Annotated in this window: 10 protein-coding genes; 2 read left to right on the plus strand and 8 right to left on the minus strand. The window is 74.2% G+C overall.

The genetic code is table 11. From position 1 onward, the window contains the following. Nucleotides 1-108: 108 nt before the first annotated feature. Nucleotides 109-1923 carry a serine/threonine-protein kinase gene (locus B7P34_RS17530; RefSeq protein ID WP_106677590.1) on the plus strand — a complete coding sequence of 605 codons (1815 nt, stop codon included), beginning with the start codon at nt 109-111 and terminating at the stop codon, nt 1921-1923. Between the two features lie 105 nt (nt 1924-2028). Here the strand turns inward: B7P34_RS17530 and B7P34_RS17535 are convergent, their stop codons facing one another. Next, nucleotides 2029-3315 (minus strand): adenylosuccinate synthase, encoded by a 1287-nt coding sequence (locus B7P34_RS17535; RefSeq protein WP_106677592.1) that lies wholly within the window; start codon nt 3313-3315, stop codon nt 2029-2031. A gap of 265 nt (nt 3316-3580) precedes the next feature. Here B7P34_RS17535 and B7P34_RS17540 point away from each other — a divergent pair, with 265 nt between their 5' ends. After that, a complete protein-coding gene (locus B7P34_RS17540) occupies nt 3581-4567 on the plus strand; it encodes a hypothetical protein (RefSeq protein WP_223267947.1) in 987 nt (328 codons plus the stop codon). A 27-nt stretch (nt 4568-4594) separates the two neighbouring features. On the opposite strand, the gene B7P34_RS17545 is transcribed toward B7P34_RS17540, so the two are convergent. The 7 genes from B7P34_RS17545 to B7P34_RS17575 form a co-directional block, all read right to left on the minus strand. Further along, entirely contained in the window at nt 4595-5254 is a 660-nt protein-coding gene (locus tag B7P34_RS17545; protein ID WP_106677596.1) for a response regulator, read from the minus strand. Next, the gene (locus B7P34_RS17550; protein WP_223267948.1) at nt 5251-6579 is read right to left on the minus strand and encodes a sensor histidine kinase; all 1329 of its coding nucleotides are present in this window, start codon (nt 6577-6579) and stop codon (nt 5251-5253) included. Before B7P34_RS17550 ends, B7P34_RS17545 begins: the two co-directional genes overlap by 4 nt. 67 nt (nt 6580-6646) lie before the next feature. Continuing rightward, entirely contained in the window at nt 6647-7393 is a 747-nt protein-coding gene (locus B7P34_RS17555) for an alpha/beta hydrolase (RefSeq protein ID WP_106677600.1), read from the minus strand. Further along, complete coding sequence (kynU, locus tag B7P34_RS17560) at nt 7390-8610, minus strand: kynureninase (protein ID WP_106677602.1); 1221 nt, start codon at nt 8608-8610, stop codon at nt 7390-7392. Before kynU ends, B7P34_RS17555 begins: the two co-directional genes overlap by 4 nt. Further along, nucleotides 8603-9433 carry a tryptophan 2,3-dioxygenase family protein gene (locus tag B7P34_RS17565; RefSeq protein WP_106677604.1) on the minus strand — a complete coding sequence of 277 codons (831 nt, stop codon included), beginning with the start codon at nt 9431-9433 and terminating at the stop codon, nt 8603-8605. Before B7P34_RS17565 ends, kynU begins: the two co-directional genes overlap by 8 nt. 148 nt (nt 9434-9581) lie before the next feature. Further along, a complete protein-coding gene (locus tag B7P34_RS17570; protein WP_106677606.1) occupies nt 9582-9995 on the minus strand; it encodes a DUF3151 domain-containing protein in 414 nt (137 codons plus the stop codon). Nucleotides 9996-10089: 94 nt separating this feature from the next. Next, complete coding sequence (locus B7P34_RS17575; RefSeq protein WP_106677616.1) at nt 10090-11556, minus strand: MFS transporter; 1467 nt, start codon at nt 11554-11556, stop codon at nt 10090-10092. Nucleotides 11557-11636 lie beyond the last annotated feature (80 nt).

Here is an 11636-nt window from a genome sequence, read left to right on the forward strand (position 1 = left end):
CACCGGCGGTCCGGACCGGGGCCACGTACTTTCCGAGTGCGGGGTCCCGGTTCTTTGTGCTCCCGCTATTCTCCGCAAGGAAACACGGGGGACACGGAGGACCTGCTCATGGACGGCCTGAGGCCAGACGATCCACGCACACTCGGCGCGTACCGGCTGCTCGGGCGGCTCGGGGCGGGCGGCATGGGCCGCGTCTACCTGGCCCGCTCCGACCGGGGCCGCACGGTGGCCGTCAAGCTCGTCCACCGCGAGCTGGCCGGCCAGGAGGAGTTCCGGCGGCGCTTCCGCCAGGAGGTGCGCAGCGCCCGCCAGGTGGGCGGCGAGTGGACCGCCCCGGTCCTCGACGCGGACACCGAGGCCGAGGTCCCCTGGGTCGCCACCGGCTACATCGCCGGTCCGTCCCTGCGGCAGGTCGTGGACCGGGACTTCGGGCCGCTGCCCGAGCGCTCCGTGCGCATCCTCGGCGCCGGTCTCGCGCGCGCCCTGCAGGCCGTCCACGCCGCGGGCATCGTCCACCGCGACCTCAAGCCGTCCAACGTGCTCGTCACCCTCGACGGCCCGCGCGTCATCGACTTCGGCATCGCCCGCGCCCTGGAGACCGTCGCCGAGGGCGACGGCCTGACCCGCACCGGCGCGGCCGTCGGCTCCCCCGGCTTCATGTCGCCCGAGCAGGTGCGCGGCGGCGCGGTCACGCCCGCCAGCGACGTCTTCTGCCTCGGCTCGGTGCTGGCCTACGCGGCCTCCGGCCGGATGCCGTTCGGCACGACCGACAGCGGCGTGCACGCCCTCATGTACCGGATCGCGGAGGAGCAGCCGGACCTGACCGGGGTGCCGGCCGGACTGCGCCCGCTCATCACGTCGTTCCTCGCCAAGGACCCGCAGGAGCGGCCGACGCCCGCGCAGGTCCTGGAGGTCACCGGCGTCGAGGAGGTGCTCGGCGACCTGCGCTCCGCGGAGCCCTGGCTGCCGGCCGGCCTCGTCGCCCAGCTCGGGCGGCACGCAGTCCAGTTGCTGGACGTGGAGGAGCCCGTGGGGAACCCCCGGCCGGCGGGTGACGGGCACGCGCCGACGGCGATATCCCCGGCGGCGGCGCCCCTGCCTCCGGCGCAGCCGCAACCGCTGCCGCCCGTGCGGCAGGATCCGCCGACCGTCACCGCGGGAAGCACGCCGCCCCCGGCGTCGCACCCGGCGCATCCCCTGCCGCCGCACGCGCCCGCCCCGGCCGCTTACGGATATCCGCAGCAGAACCCCTACGGCCACGCCCCCGGCCCGCACGACTCGGGCAGCACGTACGTCACCGGTTACGTGCCCTACGGGCCTCCTGCGCCGCGCCGTTCGCGGACGCCGGTCATCCTCGCCGCCGTGGTGGCCGCCGGTCTGATCGCAGGAGGAGGAACGGTCTTCCTGTTCAAGCAGAACGGCGCCAAGGACGAGGCTTCCGGGCCCGTGAGTTCGTCCTCGCAGGCCGCCTCCCCCGGCACGCCGCCCCCGTCCTCCGCCCCGGCCACCGGGCCGGTGCCCGCGCCCGCCACGAGCCCGGGCACCGGCACGGACGGCGGCACCACCGGGCCGCAGGCGTTCGCCGGGACCTGGCAGTCCGCCTTCGGCAGCGGCACGCGCTCCAACAACCGGGCCATCACCATCTCCCGGGGCACGGACGCCGCCGTCACGATCGACGGGAGCGGCGTCCTCGACGACGGCACCCCGTACACCTGCCAGTGGCAGACCACGGCGACCGGCGGCGGCACCGCGGGCGCCCCGCTGCACCTGGGCCCGTCCCGGGTCACCCGCGCGAACCCCGCCTCGGCCTGCCAGCCCGGCTCCGCCTCGGACCTCGTCCTGCTCCCGGACGGCCGGATGCGGCGCGACTTCGTCGACTCCGGCACGAAAGACGCCTCACTGGTCTACCGGAAAACCGGCTGATACCCGAAGATCGCCTGAACGCGACGGCGCCCCGGTGGCCGAAAGCCACCGGGGCGCCGTGCATCCGCAGCGTGCCTGCGCGCGGTGCGCCCGCGCGCCCTGCGCCTACGAAAGGAACGAGTTGATCTCGATCGTCTCGTCGCGGCCCGGGCCCACGCCGATCGCGGAGATCGGCGCGCCCGACATCTCCTCCAGCGCCTTCACGTACGCCTGCGCGTTCTTCGGCAGGTCCGAGAAGGTCTTCGCCTTGGAGATGTCCTCGCTCCAGCCCGGCAGCATCTCGTAGACCGGCTTCGCGTGGTGGAAGTCGGTCTGGCTGTAGGGCAGCTCCTCGACGCGCTTGCCGTCGATCTCGTACGCGACGCAGACCGGGATCTGCTCCCAGCCGGTGAGCACGTCGAGCTTGGTGAGGAAGAAGTCCGTCAGGCCGTTGACGCGGGTGGCGTAGCGGGCGATGACCGCGTCGAACCAGCCGCAGCGGCGGTCACGGCCGGTGGTCACACCGCGCTCGCCGCCGATGGTGCGCAGCGCCTCGCCGTCCTTGTCGAACAGCTCCGTCGGGAACGGGCCGGCGCCGACGCGCGTGGTGTAGGCCTTGAGGATGCCGATCACGCGGTTGATCTTCGTCGGGCCCACGCCCGTACCCGTGCAGGCGCCGCCCGCGGTCGGGTTCGAGGAGGTGACGAAGGGGTACGTGCCGTGGTCGACGTCGAGCAGCGTGCCCTGGCCGCCCTCGAAGAGGACGACCTTGCCGTCGTCGATGGCGTTGTTCAGGATCAGCGTGGTGTCCGCGACGAACGGCTTGATCTGCTCGGCGTAGCCCAGCAGCTCGTCGACGATCTGGGCGGCGTCGATCGCGCGGCGGTTGTAGAGCTTCGCCAGGATCTGGTTCTTGAAGTCGAGGGCAGCCTCGACCTTCTGCGTCAGGATCGACTCGTCGTAGAGGTCCTGGACGCGGATGCCGACGCGGTTGATCTTGTCCGCGTAGGTCGGGCCGATGCCGCGGCCGGTGGTGCCGATCTTCCGCTTGCCGAGGAAGCGTTCCGTCACCTTGTCGACCGTCGTGTGGTACGGCGTGATCAGGTGCGCGTTACCGCTGAGCAGCAGCTTCGACGTGTCGACGCCGCGCTCGTTCAGCCCGCTCAGCTCGGAGAGCAGGACCGCCGGGTCGACGACCACACCGTTGCCGATGACCGGGGTGCACCCCGGCGAGAGGATCCCGGAAGGGAGGAGGTGCAGCGCGTATTTCTGGTCGCCGACGACCACCGTGTGGCCGGCGTTGTTGCCACCTTGGTAGCGCACCACATAGTCCACGGATCCACCGAGGAGGTCGGTGGCCTTTCCCTTGCCCTCGTCACCCCACTGAGCACCGAGCAGCACAAGTGCGGGCACAGGCGTACACCCCTTCCGGGCGGGGCATGTCCAACGTGCGTGGTGGTGTCACCCCGCTTGCTCAGGGCGTACACCACCGCTAGAGCCGTCGAACCGGTGCCCCGGATAGACGAAGCCCCTGGCGCAACAGCGACAGGGGCTCTTGCACCGAGAGATTACCGAATATTTCGCTCGGGGGACGAACAGAAAGACCCAGGGCCCCGGGTCGCGACCGGGGGTCCGGGGGTCGTGCCCCGGGAAAAACAGCACCTGAGGAAGGACCGAGGTGTCGGCTCCAGACCCTGGCGAGCAGGCTCTGCTCGTGGTCATCGACCCGGTCGCCCGCCGCGTGGACGGCGAGTCCGTACGGATCGCGAGGGACGTGCTCCGCGGCGGCGCAGCGACCAAGATCTGTCTGCCGGAAGGGCCGGAGGAGGTCGAGCGCGCCCTGGCCCGGCGCGGCCGGCGGCGGCCGGTGGTGATCGGCGACGACCGGGCCCTGCTGCACGTGGTGACCGTCCTGTACCGCCGCCGCGAGCTGGCGGAGGTGCCCGTGTCCGTCGTGCCCGTGGGGCCCCTGACGGCCGTCTCCCTGGCCCGGACGCTGGGGGTGCCCCTGGGGCCCGTCGCGGCCGCCCGGGCCGTCCTGGACGGCGTGGAGCGCCCTCTGGACCTGCTCGTGGACGACAGCGGCGGTGTGGTCCTCGGCGGGCTGTGGATCCCGGGCGGCGGCGAAGGGCCCGGCGGCGGGGCGGACGCCCCGGCGGGACCGGCGGGACCGGCTGGGCCGAACGGGTCTGCGGAGGCGGGTGAGGGCGGTGCGGAGGCCGTGGATCCCGCAGGCGCGGGCCCCGGCCCGGGTTGCGCGACCGCCGAAGGCGTGCCCGGCGGAGGTGGCGAAGGTCACCAGCCGTGGTGGTCCCCGGCCGCGCGCACGGCCCGCTCCGCGCTCACCCTGCTGACCGGTCCCGCGGCCGGAGGCCGCGCTCCCGTGCCCGGCTGCACCCGGCTGCGCGTCGAGGCCGACGGGGAGCTGGTCACCGACCTCGACCGGCCGGTCACCCGCGTCTCCCTGACCGCCGCGGACAGCGGCCTCGCGGAGCTCGCCGTCCACACCCACGACGCCGGCCACCCGCTGCGCTCCCGCGCCCGGCGCGTCACCGTCTCCGGGCCCGCCTTCCGCTACCGCGCGGACAACGTGCTCGCGGGGCCGGTGCGGCGGCGCACGTGGACGGCCGCGCCGGCGGGGTGGCGGCTCACGCTGCCGCGGTAGCCGTCCCGGCGGGGCAGCCCGGCGGCCTCAGCCGCCGGGTGTCACCAGACCCGCCTCGTACGCGAAGACCGCCGCCTGCGTCCGGTCGCGCAGGCCGAGCTTCACCAGGATGCGGCTGACGTGCGTCTTGACCGTGGACTCGGCGACCACGAGGTGCGCGGCGATCTCCGAGTTGGAGCGGCCCTGCGCGACCAGCACCAGCACCTCCGTCTCCCGCTCGGTCAGCTCGCCGACGCGCTCCTGTGCGGGCGGCTTGGGCGCGCCCAGCCGGGAGAACTCCTGGATGAGGCGCTTGGTGACCGTCGGCGCCAGCAGCGCCTCGCCGGCGGCGACCACGCGCACGCCGTCCGCGAGCTGCCGCGCCGAGGCGTCCTTGAGCAGGAAGCCGCTCGCCCCGGCCCGCAGCGCCTGGTAGACGTACTCGTCCAGGTCGAAGGTCGTCAGGACCAGCACCTTCGCGTCGGCGTCGGCGGCGACGATCTCCCGGGTGGCCTCCAGGCCGTTGAGCACGGGCATCCGGATGTCCATCAGGACGACGTCGGGGCGCAGGGTGGCGACCTTTTCCACAGCCTCCCTGCCGTCGACGGCCTCGCCCACGACCTCGATGTCGGGCATGGCGTTCAGCAGGACGGAGAAGCCCTCGCGGACCATCATCTGATCGTCGACGATCATCACGCGGATGGTCATGCGGCGGCCTCGCCCGGCTCCACGGGGAGGAACGCGGTGACCTCGTAGCCGCCGTCCGCCGTCGCCTCGGCCGTCATCGCGCCGCCGAGCATCGCCACGCGCTCGCGCATGCCGAGGACTCCGTGGCCGGCGCCGGGCGAGGGCTTCGCCAGCCGGTTCGGCGCGCCGTTGACCACGCGCAGGCCGAGCCCGCCCAGCACGTAGCTGATCTCGACGCGGGCCTCCGCGCCCGGGGCGTGCCGCAGGACGTTGCTGAGCGCCTCCTGGACGATCCTGTACGCCGACAGCTCGACGCCCTGCGGCAGCGGCCGCACGGCGCCCGTCGTCACGTGCTCGACGGCCAGCCCGGCCGAGCGGATGTTGCCGAGCAGCGCGGGAAGGGCCTCCAGGGTGGGCTGCGGGGCCTCCGGGTCGGCGAACGCGTCGGGGTTCTCCGACCGCACGACGCCGAGGATCCTGCGCAGCTCGGTCAGGGCCGCCACGGCGTTCTCCCGGATCGTCTGGAACGCGGCCGCGAGCTCGGGCGGTGTGTCCTGGACGCGGTACGGGGCGGCCTCCGCCTGGATGGCGACGACCGACATGTGGTGCGCGACGACGTCGTGCAGCTCCCGGGCGATGGTCGTGCGCTCCTCCAGCACGGTGCGGCGGGAGCGCTCGACCTCCGTGACGGCCGTCTGCACGGCGACCTGCTGCTTGGACTCGCGCAGCCCGCGCACGGAGAGCACCGCGACCATCACGACCGTGAACAGGACGAGCATCTCGAAGAACGCGCCGTCCAGGTAGACCGAGCCGTACGGGCGGAAGGCCCGGAGGAAGAACGTCAGGAAGACGGCGGACGCGACGGTGAGCACCAGCATCTCGACCGCCACGCGCGTGCGGGTGCGCAGGGCCACCAGCAGCACGACGATCAGGTGCGTGGCGAAGTTGGCCGGAGAGTCGCCGACCGCTCCGTAACCGCCGAGGAACACCCCCGAGAACAGGAGCCCGGCGAGCGACAGCCACCAGGCGCCGACCGGCCGGAACATCGTCATGAGCAGCGTCGCCCCGATGAACAGGGAGGCTCCGGGCCCGAAGATGCCGCCCACGCGGGAGAGGGTCTCCAGCATGACGAAGCACGAGAACAGGGTGAGGAGGGCGTGCGGGAACCACCGTGCGTACCGGCGGGTGGGCAACGGCAGCCGGCTCACCCACCCGTGCTCGGTGGGGAGCGGCAGCAGCGGCCGGAACGCGAAGGCGTCGGTGAAGAGGTCCTCGCGGAGCCTGGCGAGGGCGCTCTTCGCCAGGCGCAGCTCATTGCGCCGGCCGGTCTCATAGGTGTCGGTCACACCATCAACCGTAGGCAACCGGAATTCGTGGGGCGTCCCCATGAATGGGGATCTCCGGGCGTCCTCCTTAAGACGGACAGGGGGAGGCCGAGGGGCGTCCCAGCGCGGCCAGCAGGGCCTCGTACGCCGCCGTGCCCGGTGTGACGGCGGCGTAGTGGCCGGTGTCCTGGAGGACCCGCAGCGTCACGTTGCTCCCCGCTGCCGCCGCGTAGGAGCGGGACAGCTCCAGGGGGACGTCCGGGTCGGCGGTGCCGTGGAGGATCGTGACCGGGACGCGGGCGGGGCCCCGGAGGACGGGGTCCGCCTCCGGGTGGTGCCCGCCGCCCAGGAACTCCTCCACCGCTCCCCCGCTCAGCCCCAGCGTCCGCGCCCGGGCGAGGTCGGCCACAGGTGCCACGGCGATGACGGCGTCGACGCCGACGCCCCCGCTCGCCGCGCACAGCGCGAGGTGCCCGCCCGCAGAGTGGCCCACCAGCACGTGCCGGGCCGGGCCGCTGCCGCGGACCTCCGTGGCGCGGACGGCGTCCTCGTACGTCTGCGGCCAGCCCCCGCCGCCGCCCGCGCCGACGCGGCGGTACTCGGCCAGCGCCACCTCGATGCCCCGCGCGGCCAGTGCCGCCGCGAGGGGCGCGAGGTGGCGGCGGTCGTACGCCTCGCGCCAGAACCCGCCGTGCAGCAAGGTCACCCGGATCCCGGCGGGCGGCCCGGCCGGGAGGTGGAGGTCGATCACCTGGCTGGGGTGAGGGCCGTAGGGCACGGTCGCGTCGGGCGGTGCGCAGGGCAGGCCGAACAGGGCGTCCTCCTCGGCCGTCACCGCCGGGCCGCCTCTCTGGCCTCGATGACCTCGCCGAGCACGCGCGCGGCCCGTTCCGCGTCCGCGAAGCGCGTGTAGAGCGGCGTGAAACCGAACCGGAGGACGTCCGGGCGGCGGTGATCCCCGACGACGCCGCGGCGGATGAGCTCCGCCATGACCTCACCGGCCCCGGCGCCGTACCGCAGGGAGACCTGGCTGCCCCGCTCCGCGTGCGCCTCCGGCGTCACGGACGCGACGCGGCCCTCCGGCACGTACGCCTCGACGCAGCGCAGGAAGAAGTCGGTGAGGGCGAGGCTCTTGGCGCGGACGGCCGCGAGGCCGACGCCGTCCCAGACGTCGAGCGCGGCGTCGAGGGCGAGGAGGGAGAGGATCTCCGGGGTGCCGACGCGGCCGCGGACCGCGCCGGCGGCGGGGGCGTAGGCGGGGTCCATGGCGAACGGGTCGGCGTGGGAGTTCCAGCCGGGGAGCGGCGAGTCGAAGCGGTCCTGCAGGGCGCGGCGCACGTAGAGGAAGGCGGGCGCGCCGGGGCCGCCGTTCAAGTACTTGTACGTGCAGCCGACCGCGAAGTCCGCCCCGTCGGCGTCGAGCCGGACGGGCAGGGCGCCCGCGCTGTGGCACAGGTCCCACACGGTGTGGGCGCCGGCGGCGCGGAGGGCGGCCGTGGTGCCGGGGAGGTCGTGGAGGCGGCCGGTGCGGTAGTCGACGTGGTTGACGAGGGCGACGGCCGTGCGGGGGCCGGCCTCGCGGGCCATGTCCGCCGCGTCGACGGCGCGGATCCGGCAGCCGGTCATACGGGCCGCGGAGCGGGCGATGTAGCCGTCGGTGGGGAAGGTGGCGGCGTCGACGAGCACTTCGTCCCGCGACCCGGTGTCCGTGAGGCGGACCGCCGCCACCACGGCCTTGAAGACGTTGACGCTCGTGGAGTCGCCGGCGACGACCTGTCCGGGGGCGGCTCCGATCAGGCGGCCGATGCGGTCGCCGACGCGCTCCGGGGCCGTCCACCAGCCGGATTCTTCCCAGGACCGGATGCCCAGCCGCCCCCACTCGCGCCCGACGACGTCGGAGAGCCGTCCGGCGACGCCGCGCGGCAGGGCCCCGAGGGAGTTCCCGTCGAGGTAGACGACTTCGTCGTCCAGGTCGAACTCGGCGCGCTTGGCGGCCAGTCCGTCGGCGGCGTCGAGCGCCGCGGCTTCCTCGGCCAGGGCCGCCTCAGACACGGCTGCGCGCCGTCCACAGCTCGGGGAACACGTTCTTCGTGGCCCGCTTCTCCAGCCAGGCCACGCCCGGCGAGCCGCCGGTGCCCACCTTCGCGCCCATGGCCCGGCGCGTGGCCACCAGGTGATCGTTGCGCCAGCGCCAGACGAGCTCCGCGACCTCCGTCAGCGCCTCCCCCAGCCGGCACTCCTCGCTGCCCTGGTCCCCGGCGTAGATCCGCTCCCAGACCGTCTCGACCGCCGGATCGGCCGCGTACCGCTCGGAGACGTCGCGGCCGAGGACGGCCTCGGGTATCTCATGGCCGCGGCGCGCGAGATGGCGCAGCACCTCGTCGTACAGGCTGGGCGCGTACAGGGCCTTCTCCAGCTCGGCGTGGATCTGCGGCGCGCCCTGGTGCGGCACGAGCATGGCCGCGGACTTGTCGCCGAGGAGGAACTCCAGCCGCCGGTGCATGGCCGACTGGAAGCCGGACGCGTCCCCCAGGGCGGAGCGGAAGGCGTTGAACTGGGCCGGGGTGAGGTGGGCCAGCGGCTCCCAACTGGCGTTGAGGGACTGCAGTTCGTACGTGGACCGCTTGAGGGCGGCCATCGCCACCGGCAGGTCGTCCTCGCGCAGGGCGCGCGCGGCGGTCTCCCATTCGTGCACGATGACTCTGAACCAGAGCTCCATCACCTGCGTGGTGACGAGGAAGGACATCTCCCCGGGATCCTCGGAGAGCGGCTCCTGGAGGCTGCTGAGCACGGACGCCCGCACATAGTCCTCGTACGGGGTGGTGCCGGTGAAGTGAAGGTTGGCTGCTGCGTCTTGCGGGTCGGAAGAAGTCACGTCGTCTCCCCTGCCGTCGCTCCCGGGATCGCCGGGCCACTGCCGCGATCATGCGGGCCGGGGGCCGGTCACGGCAAGGGCTGTGGAAAACCCGCCGGACAGCCGGAACGCCCCGCGCGGGGCAGGGCGTTCCGGCCGTGCTCACAGGTCAGCCCAGGGTGTTGGCCGCCGTGGGCGAGCTGTCGCGCAGGAAGGTGCTGCAGCGCTCGTACTCCTCCTGCTCGCCGATGGCCTGCGCGGCACGCGCGAGGGCGTGCAGGGCGCGCAGGAAGCCGCGGTTCGGCTCGTGCTCGAAGGGCACGGGGCCGTGGCCCTTCCAGCCGCTGCGGCGCAGCGCGTCGAGGCCCCGGTGGTAGCCGGTGCGGGCGTAGGCGTAGGACTCGACGACCCGGCCGCCCTCGAACGCCTCGTCGGCGAGCTGGGCCCAGGCGAGCGACGACGCGGGGTACTTCGCGGCGACCTCGGCGGGGGCCGCTCCGGAGGCGAGCAGCTCGCGCGGCTCCGGGTCGTCGGGCAGGTGGGTCGGGGGCGGTCCCCCGAGCAGGTTCTCGTGAATGGACATGAGCTCCAGTTTGCCTTGTCGCCCCGCCGCCCGGGCAGGTGCGGGAACCGTCCGTCACCGATTCCGGGCGGGCGGGTGCCCGGCGCGCGGGGGCTCAGGCGTCGCCCGGGTCCAGCGGCGGGGACGCCATCCCGCAGTGGTACGTGGTCTCGGGGTGGCTGGGCTCCTCGCCCGTGGGCTTGCGCGCGCGCAGGCACGTCACCCCGACCGTGAACCAGGCCAGGAGCGCGCCCAGCACCAGGGAGCCCGCGCACCAGTACATCGCGCTGCGGAAGGACCGCGAGAAGGCCGCGGGGTCGCGGTAGGCGTCCGGGCCCATGCCGACCAGCAGCGGCAGCGCGGCCACCGCGACCAGGCCGGCGGCGCGGGCCGCCGCGTTGTTGATGCCGCTGGCCAGGCCGGCGCGGGCGACGTCCACGGAGGCGAGGACGGTCGCGGTGAGCGGGGCGACGAGGGCCGTCATGCCCAGCCCCAGGACCACGAGCGCGGGCAGCACGTCCACCCAGTACGAGGCGCCGCGGCCGACGCGGACCATCAGCAGCATGCCCGCGGCGCACAGCAGCGGCCCGATCGTCAGCGGCAGGCGGGGGCCGATCCGCTGGGCGATGTCCCCGGAGCGGGCCGACAGCAGCAGCATCAGCACAGTCGTGGGCAGCAGGGCCGTGCCGGCCACGAGCGCCGACCAGCCCACCACGACCTGCAGCTGCAGCACGGAGAGGAAGAAGAAGCCGCTGAAGGCCGCGTAGACGCACACCGTCACCGCGTTGATCGACGAGAACAGGCGGTTGGAGAAGATCTGCAGCGGCAGCATCGGGTCGGGGCGGCGGGCCTCCACGCGGCAGAAGGCGATGCCCAGGAGGACGCCCGCGACGGCGGGGCCGATCACCCACGGCGAGACGCCCTTGTCGGGGGCGGCGATCAGGGCGTACGTCACCGCGCCCAGGGCGAGCGCGCCCAGGGCCGCGCCGAGGACGTCGAACCGCCCGCCCGCGCCGGGGTCGCGCGTCTCCGGCACGTACTTCAGGGCCACCGGGACGCACACCGCCGCCAGCGGCAGGTTGATCAGGAACACCCAGCGCCAGCCGGGGCCGTCCACCAGCCAGCCGCCCACGAACGGCCCGACGGCCGTGGCCACCCCGCCCAGGCCGGACCAGGCGCCGACGGCGGCGGCCCGGTCCTCCTCGCGGAAGACGGCCTGGATGAGGGCGAGCGAGCCGGGCGTGAGGAGGGCCCCGCCGATGCCCTGGAGGGCGCGGGCGGCGATGAGCACGCCGGCGCTCGGGGCGATCCCGCAGAGCAGCGAGGCGAGCGCGAACCACACCACGCCGATCACGAAGATCCGCAGCCGGCCGTAGCGGTCGCCGAGCGCGCCGCCCAGCAGGATCAGGCCCGCGAGGGTGAGCATGTACGCGTTGACGGTCCACTGGAGGACCGCCAGGTCGGCGTTGAGGTCCCGGCCGATGTGCGGCAGGGCGACGTTGACGACGGTGCTGTCGAGCATCGCCATGCCCGAGCCGAGCACGGCGGTCAGCAGCACCGCGCGCCCCGTGGCGGTGCCCATGCGCACCGCGGGCCCGCTGCCGGCGGCCGCCCGCCCCGCCTCCGCGGTCCGCGCCGGCGGGGGCGGCTCGGGGCCGGGCC

The sequence above is a fragment of the Streptosporangium nondiastaticum genome, assembly GCF_003011965.1.
Classification (GTDB): domain Bacteria; phylum Actinomycetota; class Actinomycetes; order Streptomycetales; family Streptomycetaceae; genus Streptomyces; species Streptomyces nondiastaticus.

Excerpts from the sequence above, each read along its gene's own strand:
- B7P34_RS17530 (WP_106677590.1), top strand. The coding sequence starts at position 109 with ATGGACGGCCTGAGGCCAGACGATCCACGCACACTCGGCGCGTACCGG.
- B7P34_RS17570 (WP_106677606.1), bottom strand. The coding sequence starts at position 9,995 with ATGTCCATTCACGAGAACCTGCTCGGGGGACCGCCCCCGACCCACCTG.
- B7P34_RS17575 (WP_106677616.1), bottom strand. The coding sequence starts at position 11,556 with ATGGGCACCGCCACGGGGCGCGCGGTGCTGCTGACCGCCGTGCTCGGC.
- B7P34_RS17545 (WP_106677596.1), bottom strand. The coding sequence starts at position 5,254 with ATGACCATCCGCGTGATGATCGTCGACGATCAGATGATGGTCCGCGAG.